General features: G+C 52.3%; 21 protein-coding genes. 17 read left to right on the forward strand and 4 right to left on the reverse strand.

Annotation, left to right across the window (positions count from 1 at the left end):
- Nucleotides 1–35: 35 nt before the first annotated feature.
- On the reverse strand, nt 36–995 hold the full coding sequence (locus ETC02_RS00335; protein WP_033008517.1) for a COX15/CtaA family protein: 960 nt from the start codon (nt 993–995) through the stop codon (nt 36–38).
- 390 nt (nt 996–1,385) lie between these two features.
- Here ETC02_RS00335 and cyoE point away from each other — a divergent pair, with 390 nt between their 5' ends.
- From cyoE to ETC02_RS00375, 8 genes are all read left to right on the forward strand, one after another.
- Complete coding sequence (gene cyoE / locus ETC02_RS00340; protein ID WP_033008519.1) at nt 1,386–2,315, forward strand: heme o synthase; 930 nt, start codon at nt 1,386–1,388, stop codon at nt 2,313–2,315.
- A 74-nt stretch (nt 2,316–2,389) separates the two neighbouring features.
- Nucleotides 2,390–3,460: a cytochrome c oxidase subunit II gene (gene coxB / locus ETC02_RS00345; protein WP_033010281.1), complete on the forward strand. Its 1,071-nt coding sequence runs from the start codon at nt 2,390–2,392 to the stop codon at nt 3,458–3,460.
- Nucleotides 3,461–3,482: 22 nt separating this feature from the next.
- Nucleotides 3,483–5,354, forward strand: a complete 1,872-nt coding sequence (gene ctaD / locus ETC02_RS00350) for a cytochrome c oxidase subunit I (protein ID WP_171697957.1) — start codon at nt 3,483–3,485, stop codon at nt 5,352–5,354.
- Nucleotides 5,354–5,974, forward strand: coding sequence for a cytochrome c oxidase subunit III (gene ctaE, locus ETC02_RS00355; protein ID WP_033010279.1), 621 nt, complete (start codon nt 5,354–5,356; stop codon nt 5,972–5,974). Before ctaD ends, ctaE begins: the two co-directional genes overlap by 1 nt.
- A gap of 4 nt (nt 5,975–5,978) precedes the next feature.
- A complete protein-coding gene (ctaF, locus tag ETC02_RS00360; RefSeq protein WP_033010278.1) occupies nt 5,979–6,311 on the forward strand; it encodes a cytochrome c oxidase subunit IVB in 333 nt (110 codons plus the stop codon).
- A 106-nt stretch (nt 6,312–6,417) separates the two neighbouring features.
- Entirely contained in the window at nt 6,418–7,320 is a 903-nt protein-coding gene (gene ctaG / locus ETC02_RS00365) for a cytochrome c oxidase assembly factor CtaG (RefSeq protein ID WP_171697958.1), read from the forward strand.
- Nucleotides 7,321–7,363: 43 nt separating this feature from the next.
- Nucleotides 7,364–7,819: a DUF420 domain-containing protein gene (locus ETC02_RS00370; RefSeq protein WP_033010275.1), complete on the forward strand. Its 456-nt coding sequence runs from the start codon at nt 7,364–7,366 to the stop codon at nt 7,817–7,819.
- 71 nt (nt 7,820–7,890) lie between these two features.
- The gene (locus ETC02_RS00375; protein WP_033010274.1) at nt 7,891–8,184 is read left to right on the forward strand and encodes an Asp23/Gls24 family envelope stress response protein; all 294 of its coding nucleotides are present in this window, start codon (nt 7,891–7,893) and stop codon (nt 8,182–8,184) included.
- Between the two features lie 36 nt (nt 8,185–8,220).
- Here ETC02_RS00375 and ETC02_RS00380 read toward each other — a convergent pair whose 3' ends face one another.
- Entirely contained in the window at nt 8,221–8,580 is a 360-nt protein-coding gene (locus ETC02_RS00380; RefSeq protein WP_033010273.1) for a YugN family protein, read from the reverse strand.
- A 175-nt stretch (nt 8,581–8,755) separates the two neighbouring features.
- Between ETC02_RS00380 and ETC02_RS00385 the strand changes: the two genes are divergently transcribed.
- The 7 genes from ETC02_RS00385 (at nt 8,756) to ETC02_RS00415 (ending at nt 12,323) form a co-directional block, all read left to right on the forward strand.
- Nucleotides 8,756–9,181, forward strand: a complete 426-nt coding sequence (locus ETC02_RS00385; RefSeq protein WP_033010272.1) for a CBS domain-containing protein — start codon at nt 8,756–8,758, stop codon at nt 9,179–9,181.
- A gap of 126 nt (nt 9,182–9,307) precedes the next feature.
- On the forward strand, nt 9,308–10,315 hold the full coding sequence (locus ETC02_RS00390; protein WP_033010282.1) for a CAP domain-containing protein: 1,008 nt from the start codon (nt 9,308–9,310) through the stop codon (nt 10,313–10,315).
- An 81-nt stretch (nt 10,316–10,396) separates the two neighbouring features.
- Nucleotides 10,397–10,780, forward strand: coding sequence for a YlbD family protein (locus ETC02_RS00395; RefSeq protein WP_033010270.1), 384 nt, complete (start codon nt 10,397–10,399; stop codon nt 10,778–10,780).
- 12 nt (nt 10,781–10,792) lie between these two features.
- Entirely contained in the window at nt 10,793–11,026 is a 234-nt protein-coding gene (locus tag ETC02_RS00400; RefSeq protein ID WP_033010269.1) for a YlbE-like family protein, read from the forward strand.
- A 40-nt stretch (nt 11,027–11,066) separates the two neighbouring features.
- A complete protein-coding gene (locus ETC02_RS00405; protein WP_033010268.1) occupies nt 11,067–11,438 on the forward strand; it encodes a hypothetical protein in 372 nt (123 codons plus the stop codon).
- Nucleotides 11,439–11,588: 150 nt separating this feature from the next.
- Entirely contained in the window at nt 11,589–12,035 is a 447-nt protein-coding gene (locus tag ETC02_RS00410) for a YlbF/YmcA family competence regulator (protein WP_033010267.1), read from the forward strand.
- 18 nt (nt 12,036–12,053) lie between these two features.
- A complete protein-coding gene (locus tag ETC02_RS00415) occupies nt 12,054–12,323 on the forward strand; it encodes a YlbG family protein (protein ID WP_050368475.1) in 270 nt (89 codons plus the stop codon).
- Nucleotides 12,324–12,360: 37 nt separating this feature from the next.
- Here the strand turns inward: ETC02_RS00415 and ETC02_RS00420 are convergent, their stop codons facing one another.
- Nucleotides 12,361–12,750 carry a DUF7147 family protein gene (locus ETC02_RS00420; protein ID WP_033010264.1) on the reverse strand — a complete coding sequence of 130 codons (390 nt, stop codon included), beginning with the start codon at nt 12,748–12,750 and terminating at the stop codon, nt 12,361–12,363.
- Nucleotides 12,751–13,109: 359 nt separating this feature from the next.
- On the opposite strand from ETC02_RS00420, the gene rsmD reads away from it, so the two are divergent.
- Both rsmD and coaD read left to right on the forward strand, forming a co-directional pair.
- Complete coding sequence (rsmD, locus tag ETC02_RS00425) at nt 13,110–13,718, forward strand: 16S rRNA (guanine(966)-N(2))-methyltransferase RsmD (RefSeq protein WP_044742664.1); 609 nt, start codon at nt 13,110–13,112, stop codon at nt 13,716–13,718.
- Nucleotides 13,684–14,178, forward strand: coding sequence for a pantetheine-phosphate adenylyltransferase (gene coaD / locus ETC02_RS00430; RefSeq protein ID WP_047818091.1), 495 nt, complete (start codon nt 13,684–13,686; stop codon nt 14,176–14,178). The genes rsmD and coaD overlap by 35 nt, the downstream gene beginning before the upstream one ends.
- A 139-nt stretch (nt 14,179–14,317) precedes the next feature.
- On the opposite strand, the gene ylbJ is transcribed toward coaD, so the two are convergent.
- Nucleotides 14,318–15,553, reverse strand: a complete 1,236-nt coding sequence (gene ylbJ, locus ETC02_RS00435) for a sporulation integral membrane protein YlbJ (RefSeq protein WP_033010260.1) — start codon at nt 15,551–15,553, stop codon at nt 14,318–14,320.
- Nucleotides 15,554–15,672: the final 119 nt, after the last annotated feature.

Raw genomic sequence — 15,672 nt, forward strand, 5'->3', positions numbered from 1 at the left:
CGTTTTTGTGGGCATCCCTTTTTCTCTGCAGCGGATTACCGCCATTTCAGCACGGTTGGCGCTGTTTCCTCGGGCGGGTGAGCCATCGTTTTTCCCGGCGCACGGCGGGTGCGCAGCGCCAAGAGCAGCAAGTAGCTGAGCACGCCGAACAGGCAGGAGATAAAAAACGCGTGCGCCAGAGCCACGTATAAGTTCAACTGAGTGAACACAACGAGCGCCCCAGTTGTCATCTGGGCGAGGACGAGAAAAAGAGCAATGATCCATCCATAGTAGATAACCGGTTGGCTTCGGTAATGACGGATGGCGTGCAGCGCCGCGATGGCGATCCAGATGACGATCAGCCCCGCCGCCAGCCGATGGCCCATTTGCACCCATTCGTGAAACTGCACCGGGAAAGGACGCGTTTTCGCGCACAGCGGCCAGCTTGGACAGGCGAGGCTGGCGTTCGTATGGCGGACGAGCGCCCCGGTATAGACGACAATGTACGAGTAAATAATGATCCCGTAAATATGAACGCGCATCGGCCTGTCAAGCGTAAGCGAGACGGCGGAAAACGTTTTGTCCGCTTCAAAAATGAGCAGCGTCAACAGCAGCACAGCGGCAAATGAGATGAGCGAAATGCCGAAATGCAGGGCCAACACAAAATCGGACTGCCCCCAGACGACCGCGGCGGCGCCGATTAATCCTTGCAGGACGAGAAAAACGAATGAGACGACTGCCAAAAACTTTGTCTCACGCATATGGCCGATGACCCGCCATGCCCAAACGGAAAGAATGAGCACCATGATGCCGGCAAGCCCGGAGACAAGGCGATGGCTCAGCTCAATGACCAGTTCAGGCGTAATGTCATCCGGCACCCACTGGCCGTTGCACAGCGGCCATGATCGGCCGCACCCCATGCCGGAGCCGGTTTTCGTCACGAGCGCTCCGCCGATCAGCACAAACAGCATGGCCACGGTTGTCGCGGCCGCAAACCATTTTAATGAACGTTGCAAAATCTTCACCTTCTTGTATTGAGGAATTATGATTTTGTCCATATTAGTAAAAAGTGGTGCAGTTGATGACGGCCAACGATGTTCCAAACCAAATCTATTTTACACGATGACCACCGGAAACACAAAATGACGTTTGCATATTGAATAAGTCGATTAAGTTTGCTAGAAATATTAATGGGATAGGCAAACGGGCCGGTTTCGCCTAACGGATTCAAAAATTTGACACAAATTATTTAAAAAAAGTTCACATGATGAGAAAAAAATGTGATTTAATATAAAGAGAAATAAACCTGCCTAGTTCTTTTGTTTTTTTGTTTTCGTATTTCGGGCATTGGAGCCAAGATCACGGCGTCTGCCCGCCGGGCGGCGCAATGAGGAGGAACAGGAGAAATGGCCGATTTGAAAGCGGTGCATGGGGCCGCGGCCGATGCTCGCCATCGTTCGCAGGCAAGCGCAAAGACGATTTGGAGAGAATTGTCGGCAGTTGTCAAAATCGGGATTGTTAATTCGAACTTGATCACGACGTTTGCCGGAATGTGGCTGGCGTTTTATTTTACTGGAGAGCACTTTTTGGAGAATTTGCATCTTGTGTTTTTTACGCTGTTTGGCGCCGCGTTCGTCATCGCAGGTTCATGCGCCATTAACAACTACATTGACCGCGACATCGATCAATATATGGAGCGGACGAAAGTGCGGCCGACGGTAACTGGAACGATGGAGCCGCGGCGCGTGCTTTGGCTCGGAGTTGCCCTGGTCGCCGTCGGCACGATGAGCTTGCTCATGACAACGGTTACGGCAGCGGTGGTCGGGCTCATTGGCATGGTGACGTACGTCTTTTTCTATACGCTTTGGACGAAGCGCCATTATACGCTCAACACCGTCGTCGGCAGCATTTCCGGCGCCGTGCCGCCGGTGATCGGCTGGACCGCGGTTGACCCAAGTTTCCATGTCGTCCCGCTTGTTCTCTTTTTGATCATGTTTTTATGGCAGCCGCCGCATTTTTTGGCGTTGGCGATGAAGAGGTGCGAGGAGTACCGGGCTGCCGGCATTCCGATGCTGCCGGTCGTTCACGGCTTCGCCATGACAAAGCGGCAAATCATCGTCTGGGTGGCCTGTTTGCAGCCGCTGCCGTTTTATTTGTTCTCGCTCGGCGCGCCGTTTTTAACGGTCGCGACGCTGCTGAACATCGGCTGGCTGTTTTTGGGGCTGTGGGGCTTGAAAATGAAAGATGACTTAAAGTGGGCGAAATGGATGTTCGTCTATTCGCTCAACTATTTGACAATTCTATTCGTGGCGATGGTGATCGCCACCTTATGGTAAACGTTTGAAATTCTTTCATCATGAAAGAATTTGTATATATTTCTACATCAAAGAAAGAGGGGTTTGATTAGGCTATGAACAAAGGGCTGCGTAACTGGCGCTTACTTTCCTTGTTTGGAATGATGGCGCTGTTGCTCGCCGGCTGCGGCAAGCCGTTTTTGTCGACGCTCCAGCCTGCCGGCGAAGTAGCGGACATGCAGTACTCGCTCATGTTGCTGAGCACGTCGATCATGGTGCTCGTCATTGTCGTTGTAGCGATCATTTTCGTCTATGTTGTCATCCGCTTCCGGCGGCGCAAGGGGGAAGAAAACAAAATTCCGAAGCAAGTGGAAGGAAGCCATAAACTAGAAATTATTTGGACTGTCATTCCAATCATCCTCTTGCTGATTTTGGCGGTGCCGACGGTATCGGCGACGTTTAAGCTGGCGGATGTCAAGCCGATGAATGACAAGAACCGTGATAAAGACACGGTTGTGGTCAACGTGCGCGCCAACTTGTATTGGTGGGAGTTTGAGTACCCGGATTACGGCATTATTACGAGCCAAGATTTAGTTGTACCGACGGACGAAAAAGTCTATTTTAACTTGATTGCGTCAGACGTCAAACACTCGTTCTGGATTCCGGCGGTCGGCGGAAAAATGGATACAAATACGGACAACAAAAACCAGTTCTGGCTTGTCTTTGACCAAGAAGCGACAGATAAAGCCGGCGGCGTCTTTTACGGCAAATGTGCGGAGCTTTGCGGTCCGTCCCATGCGTTGATGGACTTCAAAGTGCGTCCGCTGCCGCGCGCGGAGTTTGATGCATGGGTCGAAAAAATGCAAAATGCGAAAAAACCGGTTGTGACAGATCCGGTCGCCAAACAAGGCGAGGCGATTTTCAACAAAAGCTGTATCGGCTGCCATGCCGTGTCGCCGGTAGACAAGCGTCCGGAACAGGCACGCACAGCGCCGAACTTGGCGAACTTTGGCGATCGTGAACGGATTGCCGGCATTTTAGAACACAATGAAGAAAACTTGAAAAGATGGCTGCGTGATCCCGAAAGCATAAAGCCTGGAAACAAAATGACAGGTACATATGGCGAACTGACAGAAGAGCAGATTGATGCGTTGACGAAATATTTAATGAGCTTAAAAGTGGAATAAGGCATAAAAGGGAGGTTTCACTGTGAGTACGATCGCTCGCAAAAAGGGTGTCGGCGCTGTTTTATGGGATTACTTGACAACGGTCGACCATAAAAAAATCGCCCATCTGTACTTGATTGCTGGCGGGATTTTCTTTCTGCTCGGCGGTCTTGAAGCATTGTTTATCCGCATTCAGCTCGCGAAGCCGAACAACGATTTCCTTGTCGGCGGCTTGTATAACGAAGTGCTGACGATGCATGGAACGACGATGATTTTCTTGGCTGCGATGCCGCTTCTTTTCGCGTTCATGAACGCCGTCGTTCCTTTGCAGATCGGCGCGCGCGACGTTGCGTTCCCGTTCTTGAACGCGCTCGGATTTTGGCTCTTTTTCTTCGGCGGCCTGTTTTTAAACTGTTCGTGGTTTTTAGGCGGCGCGCCGGACGCCGGTTGGACGTCGTACGCATCGCTAGCGCTCGATTCGAAAGCGCACCACGGTGTCGACTTTTACACGCTCGGATTGCAAATTTCCGGTATTGGAACGTTGATAGGCGGGATTAACTTCCTTGTCACGATCATCAACATGCGCGCTCCGGGCATGACGTTTATGCGCATGCCGATGTTCACATGGGCGACGTTTGTAACGTCGGCGCTTATCTTGTTTGCATTCCCGCCGCTGACGGTTGCTTTGATTTTCATGATGATGGACCGGTTGTTTGGCGGCAACTTCTTTAACCCCGCTGCCGGTGGTAATACGATTATCTGGGAGCACTTATTCTGGGTGTTTGGACATCCGGAAGTTTACATTCTTGTTTTGCCGTCATTCGGTATTTTCTCGGAAATTTTTGCGACGTTCTCGCGCAAGCGCCTGTTCGGCTATTCGTCGATGGTGTTTGCGACCGTGCTCATCGCCTTTTTCGGATTCATGGTATGGGCGCACCATATGTTTACGGTCGGGATGGGGCCGATTGCGAATGCGATCTTTGCCGTTGCGACAATGGCGATTGCGGTTCCGACGGGGATTAAAATTTTCAACTGGCTGTTTACGATGTGGGGTGGAAGCATCAAGTTTACGACGCCGATGTATTATGCAGTAGCGTTTATTCCGTCGTTCGTCATGGGCGGGGTCACAGGTGTCATGCTCGCATCGGCTGCCGCTGACTACCAATACCATGACAGTTATTTCGTCGTGGCGCACTTCCATTACGTCATTGTCGGCGGGGTTGTGTTTGCCCTGCTTGCCGGTACGCACTATTGGTGGCCGAAAATGTTTGGCCGCATGCTGAACGAGACGCTTGGCAAAATTACGTTTTGGCTGTTCTTTATCGGGTTCCATTTGACATTCTTTATCCAGCACTTCCTCGGCTTGACGGGGATGCCGCGCCGCGTCTTTACGTATTTGCCGAACCAAGGATGGGAAACCGGCAACTTGATCAGCACGGTTGGGGCGTTCTTTATGGCAGCCGCGACGGTTATTTTACTTATTAACATTGTGATTACGACGGTAAAAGGCGAAAAAGCGGCGGGGGATGCATGGGGCGACGGCCGCACGCTCGAATGGGCCATCGCTTCGCCGCCGCCGGTGTACAACTTCGCTCAAACGCCGCTCGTGCGCGGTTTGGACGCCTTCTGGCTTGAAAAAATGGAAGGCAAAAAAGAATTGACGCCGGCTGAACCGCTTGGTGACATTCATATGCCGAATTCGTCGTTCTTGCCGTTTGTCATTTCGTTCGGACTGTTTGTTGCAGCATTCGGCTTTACGTACCATAATGACGCCGGATGGGGCTTGCCGGTCGGCGTTCTCGGCTTGCTCATTACGCTCGGTGCGATGTTCTTGCGCTCGGTGATTGATGATCACGGCTTCCACATTCATAAAGAGGAAGTGCTTGAACTTGAGAAGAAGGGGGCGAACGCCTGATGCACGTGGAGGAAAAACTGACGGCCGAGACGTTCCCGGCGGCGCCGGAACGTGCCACCCTTGAGGGGAAAAATAAGTTTCTCGGTTTCTGGCTCTTTTTAGGCGGAGAGACGGTGCTGTTCGCCTCTCTCTTCGCCACCTATTTGGCGCTCAAAGACAAAACGAACGGCGGCCCTTCCGCGGAAGAGCTGTTCCAAATGCCGATCGTGTTTATGGCGACGATGCTTCTGTTAACGAGCAGTTTAACGAGCGTTTACGCCATTTATCATATGAAAAACTTTGATTTTCAAAAAATGCAGCTTTGGTTTGGCATTACTGTACTGCTTGGCGCTGGGTTTTTGGCCTTGGAAATTTATGAGTTTTATGAGTATGTTCATGAAGGCCATAAGTTTACGACGAGCGCCTTCGCGTCCGCCTTTTACACGCTCGTCGGCACGCACGGCGCCCACGTTGCGTTTGGATTGCTTTGGATTTTAACATTGATGATTCGCAATGCCAAGCGCGGGTTAAACTTATATAATGCCCCGAAGTTTTACGTCGCGAGCCTTTATTGGCACTTTATCGACGTCGTCTGGGTGTTCATTTTTACCGTCGTATATTTAATGGGAATGGTGGGGTGAACGTATGGCGAACCAAACGAATTCAGGAAATGAGCGCATCGACTTAGCATATCGCCGCCGGAAAAATGCGGAAGACATGCGCCATCAACTCATCGCCTTCGTGCTGATGATTTTGTTGACGCTCATCTCTTTCGCCGCGGTCGGTTATGAAGAGTTTTCCCATTGGTTTGTCATTCCGTTTATTTTGCTTTTAGCTGGCGTGCAAGTGGCGTTTCAGCTTTATTATTTCATGCATATGAGCCATAAAGGTCATGAGTTTCCGGCTATGTTTATTTATGGAGGCGTGTTTGTCATGCTTCTGCTTGTGTGGGCGTTTACGACGGTCATTTGGTGGTAAGCAAAGGGGGGATCGGTGTTGCAGCACCGGTTTCCCCTTTTTTTAATAGCGCTCATGCGGCGGCATGTAGTATAATGGGGAAAGGACAAGGCAGGAGGGAATCAGTATGTTTCAGTCGTTGCAAATGTTTGGTCCCGTTGCGCTTTGGAGTCCGTTTTTTCTGTTGGCGTTGGCGGCTGTTGCCTTGTTGTATCTCGGAGTCACCGGACCGTGGCGGCAGCGGTTTGGCCTTGATGCCCCCGTTTCGAGGAAACAAAAAGCGTACTTTTTGACAGGAATAGTGCTTCTTTACGTATGCAAAGGCTCTCCGCTCGACTTGCTGGGCCATTTGACGTTCACCGCCCATATGGTGCAAATGGCGCTGCTTTACTTAACAGTGCCGCAATGCTTTATTTTAGGGATTCCGGAGCTGTTTTATGAGCGGATGTTCCGGATTGCAGTGGTGCGCCGTTCGTTTCAGCTGTTGACAAAGCCGATTGTGTCTTTGCTTTTGTTTAATGGGTTATTTTCCTTGTACCATGTCCCAATGGTTTTTGACGTTGTGAAAACGAACATGTTTTTGCATGCGTTTGTCACAACGGTCATTTTCATTGCAGCCTTCCTCATGTGGTGGCCGCTTGTGAATAAACTTTCCGGATGGACGACATTATCCGGGTTAAAAAAAATGGGCTATATTTTTGCCGACGGCATGCTGCTCACACCGGCCTGTGCGCTCATTATTTTCGCCGGCACCCCGCTTTATGAGACGTACACGGATCCGGAAGCATGGATGACCGGGTTGGCGCTTTGCGTGCCGCAGGGGGTGTTGGCGTCGCTTGATTTGACCGGACCGCAAATGTTTTTGTCGATGTCTCCGCTTCATGATCAGCAGCTCGGCGGAGTATTGATGAAAATTATTCAAGAAATTGTATACGGAGTGATGTTGTTCTTTATTTTTAGCGAGTGGTATCGGAAAGAACGAGAAAAAGAACCGAGCATGGATATGGCGCCGCGGCCGACGAAACTGTAAGGCGCCATACGCCATAAAGAGACGAAGGAAAGGGAGAGAAGCCATGGCGATTTTACCGACGATCAGCACAAGCTGCATCGTGATCAGCGCTTTGCTTGTTGCTTACGGCTGGTATTTGATCAGCCGCAAACGGACGGAAGCGCATAAAAAGGTGATGTTGGCCGCCGCCGTCTTTGCGCTGTTGTTTTTCATCATTTACATGTCGCGGACGTTGTTTATTGGCAATACGAGCTTCGGCGGACCGGAGAATGTCAAAGTCTATTATACGGTGTTTCTTATTTTCCATATCATGTTGGCGACAGTGGGCGCCGTATTTGGCCTTGTGACGATCTGGACGGGGCTGAAAGACAGCCGCTCCCGCCATCGCCGGCTTGGGCCGGTGACGAGCATTATTTGGTTCGGCAGCGCTTCGACGGGGGTCATCGTGTATTTGCTTCTTTACGTCCTGTACCCGGGTGGGCAGACGACCTCGCTGATTAAAGCAGTGCTCGGATTTTAGAGGCAAGTGGCATCGGCCGGCCGGATCGCATAACATAACAAAAATAGCTCATACGCTGCGGGGGGAGTGCGGTGAAGACGTCCCGGCATCGGAAGCGGAGCGCCGTAGAAGCGACGCTGTTGACGATTGTCATGATGTGTGTGCGGGAATGGGAAGACGTTGTAATGGACGATTGCGAAATATTTGTAGCTGTTTCACAAGAGGACCGCTGCCGCATCAGCGTGAAGCTATCCGTCCGGTATGGGGCGTCGGTGCTCGCGGTTTGCCGGCAGCTGCAGCAGCAAATTGCCGAGGAGATCGCCGCGATGACGCCATACAGCGCCGAGTCGGTCGATGTGACGGTCAAACGGCTTGTCGCGACGTAAAAACGCATGAGAAAAGAGCTCTCATGCGTTTTTTCTTTACTCTTTCGTCTTTTCAATTTCGCGTTTGACTTGCTCCAATACTTTTTGGCATTGGCCGACAAGGGAAGATGGAAAATGCTCATCTTCGCCATATTCAACGCCATGCGGATAGTAATGTTTCCCTAAAATCGGTGTGAGCAGTTTAATGAGTGCATAGCGCGAGTCGACATCCCCTTCGATCGCGTACCCTTGAACACGCAAATAGTATGTTCCCTCTTTAATCACGTATTTCCGGTCGTATGTGACCCGTTCGTAATCCCACTGCGCCGCGCGTACAAAACCGTGGCGCGCCATGATGTCATCAAGGCGGGACAGTTCAACCGTTTGATTTTCAAGACCGCTATTGTCAAATTTCATGTTTCTTCCTCCTAACAACGCAGGTATGTAAAGCGCCAAAAAGGAAATCGTCCCCTCATTTATAATAGTACGAAAACGGTTTGCATTTCAACGAATTGTTTGCCATTGTTTCCGTTTTGCTTGCATTTTTTCTCGCTGCCGGATGCACAATAAAAGCAGAAAGGAGAGACGGACAATGCAAACGGTGCGGGACATCATGTCGACGGATGTGCAATATTGCACCCCGCTTGACAACATGTATGAAGTGGCTGTAAAAATGCGTGAATTTAATGTTGGCGCCATTCCGATCGTCGATCAAGGCCGCCTCGTCGGAATGATTACGGACCGCGATTTAGTCGTGCGCGGCATCGCGGAAAAACATCCGGGTTCAACGGCGGTGACCGAAGTGATGAGCCGCGAGCTGGTGACGGTGTCGCCGGACGATTCCGTGCAAAAAGCGGCGGACATCATGGCGCGCCATCAAATTCGCCGTCTCCCGGTCGTTGAAGGCGGCCGTTTAGTCGGCATCGTTGCCCTCGGCGACTTGGCGACGAACCGTTATTCGGATGAGAGCGCCGGCCGTGCGCTGAGCGAGATTTCTGAACAACATCGCGTCCATTGACTGAATACGGACAGACATTGTTTCTTGAAGGAAAGGGCGGTCTTTTTGGACGCCCCCTTTTTTTTGCCTGTGAAAAACGGCTATAATGGCAATAAGGAGATTGTTGCAGAAAGCGGGAGTTGCCGTGTGAAATGGTTTTTTCTTTTTTTGTTCTTATTGATCGGGTTTTACTATTTTGTGCCGAGTCCGCCGCCGCAAAGCCCTCCGGAGCAGCCCAAAACAAATGGATACACGCTGAAAGAACCGAAAGCAACCGCCGGCGTCGCTGCGTTGATCGGCCGGCCGGCGCAAGAGGCGAAAAAGCAGTTCGGCGCGCCGGATCGAATTGATCCGTCAGCTTATGGCTACGATTGGTGGGTGTACAGCCGCCGCCCTGAATCGTATTTCCAAATCGGGGTGCTTGGCGGCAAAATCGTCACGGCTTTAGTCGGCGGGGAAAAGGTGAACGTCGAGCCGTTTGCGATTGGCCAGCGTCTGCAGACGATTTTCCAAACGATGCCCGTCCTGTCCAACATTAAGATTACACTAAGCAGCGGGACGTACCGGTTTGAGCTGTCGGAACAAGATTATTCCTCAAGACCGGTCGTTAAAGTGGGAGAGGCGTATGCCCAGCTGTACATCGACCGGTTTACCGGCCGTGTGGCCGCTGTTCGCCTCATGGACGCAGAAACGTTTGTGAAACTGCGGCCGTATGAGCTTGTGTACCGCGGCCGCCTGCCCGCGGCTGCCCCGTTGTCAGAGAAAGAACAGCGGCAGGTCGATGCGGCCAATGCGAAGCAAATTTTTGACTGGACGAACTTGATCCGCCGCCGTCATGAGCTTCCCCCCCTTGTCTGGGACAGCAAAGCCGCCATGGCTGCCGCCAAGCATAGCCAGGATATGCATGACCACCAGTTCTTCTCCCATGAATCGCCGCAATACGGCGATTTATCCAAACGGCTTGGCGCCTTGGGCGTTTCATTTCAGCTCGCTGGGGAAAATATTGCCGCTCATCAAGTAGATGGCGTCGAGGCGACGGTTGGGTGGCTGAACAGCCAAAAGCACCGGGAAATTATGCTGAATGCGGAATTTACCCACCTTGGCGTCGGCGTTTATGCCGATTATTATACGCAAAATTTCCTGACGCCGCTATGAAAATTTGGGCGCACCTTTGCCTGCTGGGCGCGATATGATATGGCAGATAGGCATGAGTGGATGAAAGGGATGAAAACGGTTATGGCCAAGCCTCTGCATCCTTCCGTTGAACAGTTCAAACAGTTTGTCAAAAAACACCCGAAACTCATTCAAGAGGTGCGCAGCGGCAAAAAGACGTGGAAGCAAGTGTATGAGGACTGGTACTTGTTCGGAGAGGATGACGACATATGGGAACCGTACCGAGACGCAGGCGGCAAGGAGAAAAGAGAGGAAAAGGGAGCAAGCAAATGGCTTGATAAGCTCGCGGCGATGCTTGGACAGCTTGACGCGGCAGAAGTGCAAAAACACTTGGCAAGCGTCCAACAGGCCCTCGCTGCGATCCAGGGCATTCTGTCTGAATTTCAAGGAGCCAGTCCGCAACGGCCCAACAAAGAGGAGCATCCGTTTTCGTTTCGCCAAGACTAAAGGGTGGTAGCAATGAGAAGAGATGTATGGCAATATGTGCAGGCAAACCCGATGTTGCGCGCGTTTGTGCGTGAACAGCCGCGCTGGTACCGGCTGCTCGCTCGCCGTCCGCACGAGCTGTCGGCGCTCCAGTTGGCCGCCTTGCGCCATTACGGGCAGACGATCCCCGATAAAGTAGAAAAAATTTCCCAATCGTTGCAGATGGCCTCTCTCATGTGGCAAATGTTTAAAGCGCTGCGCGACTAATTTGGCGGCAAACGGCAAAGACTAGCTCTGAAAGGGAGTGATGCCTTTGCCGAAATGGCTTGTATGGTTCGGGTGTGTGGTGCTGTTATGGGCGTATGCCGGCGGACGGCCGGAGACGGCAGCGGCCGCTGTTCATGCGCCGACAGCGAATCACCCATGGCATGTCAAATATGAAGTGAAAGGGCATGACGTGCTCGTGGAATGTTTGGCCGCGCAATTTCCGTTTCGCAAAGGAGAGGGGGGCGGCCATATCAACGTGTATCTCAATGGACAGAAAATGACGGAAGTGTATACGGCCGCCTTTATCGTGCGCGGCCTGCCAAGCGGAAAGCATATGATCCGCCTTGAGCTCGTCTATAACGATGGAAAGATGACCGGCATGATGCATGAATTTGAAGTGACGATCCCGTAAAGCTCGACAGGAGACAAGGCTATCCGGCAGAGTCTCTTTCTGCCTTCGGATAGTCTTTTTTTTTTTTGCGCTCTTCTTTTCCTTCATGATCTCCTCCCTTTCCATTTTCCTTTTATTCATGGTATGATGAAAGATGGAGGTGCTATATTTGTGAGGATCGCTACTCTCGAGCGCATCGAGATCTTGGATAAAGCAGAATCGTTGGCGAAAATGGTTGTCGAGTCGGAGGTGGCGGATGAATACCGCCGCGCGTTTCGGCGGCTCAAACAAGACCGCCGCGCTCAGCAGCTGATCGCCCGTTTCGTCAAGCTGAAAGAGCGGTATGAGGAGGTGCAGCGCTTCGGCAAATACCATCCCGATTACCGCAACGTGATGAAAGAAGTGCGTGAGGCGAAACGGGAGCTTGATTTGCATGAGACGGTGGCCGCCTTTAAAGAGTCGGAAAAAGCGCTGCAACAGCTGCTTGATGACATTAGCGTGTTGATCGGCAAGGCTGTCTCGGAACATGTCAAAGTGCCGACCGGGAACCCGTACTTCCTGTCAGCCGGCTGTTCCGGCGGCTGCAGATCCGGCGGAGGCTGCGGCTGCCGAGCATAGAAAAAAGGGGAAAGGACTATGTTTCCAAAACGGCAAGGGATTATCGTTTGGCTTCATTCATTGAAATACGGGAAGCAGCTGCGCAAATTCGGCAACATTCACTATATTTCAAAGCGGCTGAAATATGCTGTTCTGTACTGCGACATGGAGCAAGTCGACCATGTGATGAAAAAACTGGCGGCGCTCCCGTTCGTCAAACGCGTTGAGCCGTCGTATCGTCCGTTTTTAAAGCTGGAGTTTGAATCGAAAGGGGAGAAAGAGAAAGACTCCCCGTATCCGCTTGGATGAAAGAAAAGAGCGGGCCTTAGCCCTGCTCTTTTTTTGGCTATTGGAGCGGCGGGATGAAGCGGTTCATTCGCATAATGCCGATTAAGTGCTGATAATATAAGTCGAGTTCCGCGAACATCGTTGACGGCTTGACGTCGAGATGGATGACGCCAAAGCCAAGCTCTTTCGCGGTTTCCGCAAACAAATCGTACCGTTTGTTCGGTTTGACGGAGGGATCGGGAACACCTTCACGGCAAATGTAAAGCGGTTGAAAGTCGCCCGGGTCGGTTGGGTGGAGCACAACAACCAAGGAGACGACCGCCTGGCCTTTTTTCACCGTATGGAAAGCAAAAAAGCCGGATAAACGGTGGCGGTTGGCGCGCGCCAGCTCCATCAGCTCATATATATCGGAATAGCCTTCGCCAAGTTCGATAAAACGCTGGATCATGTACGGTCCTCCTTGCGATCATCGTCCATTCATAACTTTACCGGTCCATTGCAGAAATTGCAATCAAAAAAAAACCTTGCGGACAAACGGATCCGCAAGGCCCTTTCCAATTCCTTGCCTCCGCGCGGGGCGGAACAGGGAACGGAAAGAAAAAGAAAAGGGAGAGGAGAAACCGGAGGAAGAACTTATGGGGAAACGTAAGTCTTCTCCGTCATTGGCAACAACGCCATCTACGGTGTTGCCATTACTCATTATGGACGGTTTTCTGATTTCTATACACGCGGCTATGAAAAATTCTCAAGTTTGACTATAATAAACATGATAAGACGACCATGAAAACAACGAATTAGGTGAACGCAATGAGAGTCATTTCCGGAACATGCAAAGGCCGGCATCTGCAAGCGGTTCCAGGATTGTCGACGCGGCCGACGACCGACAAGGTGAAAGAAGCGGTTTTTAATATGATCGGCCCGTATTTCGCCGGCGGCATCGGCCTCGATTTGTTCGCCGGCAGCGGCGGCTTGGGCATCGAAGCGCTCAGCCGCGGGCTTGAGCGCGTCATTTTCGTCGATCATGACGGAAAGGCCGTGCAGACGGTCCGAAAAAACGTTGCCGCCTGTGGACTTGAGCGCCGGGCGGAAATTTACCGCAACGACGCCGAGCGGGCGTTGAGGGCGGTGGCGAAGCGAGGCCTGCGCTTTTCCGTCATCTTTCTCGATCCTCCGTACAAGGAGAAAAAGTGGCCGGCGCTGTTATCGTTTATCGCCAGCCACGATTTGTTGGAGGACGATGGCGTTGTCGTTGCCGAACATTTGGCTGAGGCCGAGCTGCCGGAAGAAGTCGGCCGCTTGAAGCAGTGGAAGCGGGAAACATACGGCATCACCGGCGTCACTATTTACCGCCGGACTGACGAACAGAAAGGGGACGAACGCGATGGCGAGCATTGCCGTTTGCCCGGGGAGCTTTGATCCGGTGACATACGGGCATTTGGATATTATCAAACGGGGGGCAAAAGTATTTGACAAAGTTTATGTGGCGGTGTTAAACAATTCCTCGAAAAAGCCGCTGTTTACGGTTGAGGAGCGGATGGAGCTGCTGCGCGAGGTGACGCGGACGCTAGAAAACGTGCATGTCGAATCGTTTCACGGCCTGCTTGTCGACTATGCCCGCAGCAAAAACGCCACCGCCATTTTGCGCGGTTTGCGCGCGGTGTCTGACTTCGAGTATGAAATGCAAATTACATCGATGAACCGCGTCTTGGACGAGAACATTGAAACGTTTTTTATGATGACGAACAGCCAGTATGCGTTTTTGAGTTCGAGCATCGTCAAGGAGGTCGCTAAATATAACGGCGACATCTCCGAACTTGTGCCGCCGGTTGTCGAGGCGGCCCTGAAGCGGAAATTCGCCTCGATGGCCGCCGATTGACGGCTAGGAAAAGGCTGTTCTGTCCAAGGGCGGAACCGATCCGCCGATCCCTTATTTTGCCGGCGGAGAAGCGGGATGCAAAAGCATCGAGAGCCGCCCCGGCGGCCGGATGGCGCCGCGGGGCCGGCAGCGCGGGCAGTCACAAGCGTCCGCGCGTTTTGTTGCTTGCGTTGGCGGCGAGCCATATATAAAGGCACAGAAACAGCATCGTGGCCAGCGGCCCATAGTGCTGCAGCCATTGCCATCTTTCGTGCCAGACGCTCTCTGCGGCGGCGTGCCAAAACACCGGAATGTTGCCGGTTTCGTTGCCTGCCGCCCGAAGGTACAACGGCTCCCAAAGCAAATATGTAAATGAAGCCGCAAAAACTCCATGCAGAAAACGGGCGATGAAAAACGGTTGAAAGCGGATGTTGGCCTCAGCGAGAATGCTGGCCACTTGCGCTTGAACGGAAAAGCCACCGAAAGCCAAGACGAAGCTGACGGCCACCGCCTTTTCCAGCAGCTCGGCTTCATCTGTCTGGCTGATCATTTGGCTGCCGAGCGTAATTTCAAACAACCCGGAAAAAATCGGAATATCAAGCTGCTCCGGAAGCTGGACGAGCCGGAGCAGCTGGCGCAGCAAGGGGGCGAGCTGCTCGGTCAAGTGCATCATATACAACAATTGGTTGACGACGGAAAAGAGAATAATAAAGCCGCCGATCATCAACAACGTTTGAACGGAAGAGCGGACGGCATCGCCGAGCAGCTTGCCAAGCGGCTGTTCATTCTTCAGCCGCGTTTTGTGGAGCGTGCGCAGCGCATACGGGAGCGAAAACGAGCGCGGCCGCCGCTTCGGCTGCCCCCGTTCTTTCCGGATGCCGTGAAAGCGCATCACTAGTCCGACGGCAATGTTCCCTAAATAATGGGAGGCGGCCAGCAACAAACCAAGCTGCGGATTGTTAAAAAACCCAGCTGAAACAGCCCCAAATATAAATAGCGGGTTGGAAGAATTGGTGAACGAAGAGAGCCGCTCGGCCTCGATGGTCGACAGTTGTTTTTCTTGATACAGGCGGGCGGTCAGCTTCGCCCCCGACGGGTAGCCGGATGCCATCCCCATCGCCCAGGCAAACCCGCCGACGCCTGGGACGCGAAAAAGCGGGCGCATCAGCGGCTCCAGCAAGACGCCGAGAAAGCTAACGACGCCAAAGCTGATGAGCAGCTCCGAGACAATGAAAAACGGCAGGAGCGACGGGAACACGACTTCCCACCACATATTTAACCCGCGAATGGATGCTTGGAGCGACTGTTTTGGATAACAAATGAGCGAAAAGGCGAATAACGTCACAGCGGAAGCGAGCAGCGCCGTTTTCAGTTTCGCTCCCCAGTTTCGCTTCAATGTTCTCCCCCCCTTTTTTTTGCCGTGCGGCCTTGCGCGGTACAACCTCATATAACCTAATATACGAGCATAGGGGGGCGGTTTAGACCATAAGATGAAAGCGAGGGAGCGCCGCAGCA

This window comes from Geobacillus sp. DSP4a (assembly GCF_013096875.1).
GTDB lineage: Bacteria > Bacillota > Bacilli > Bacillales > Anoxybacillaceae > Geobacillus > Geobacillus thermophilus.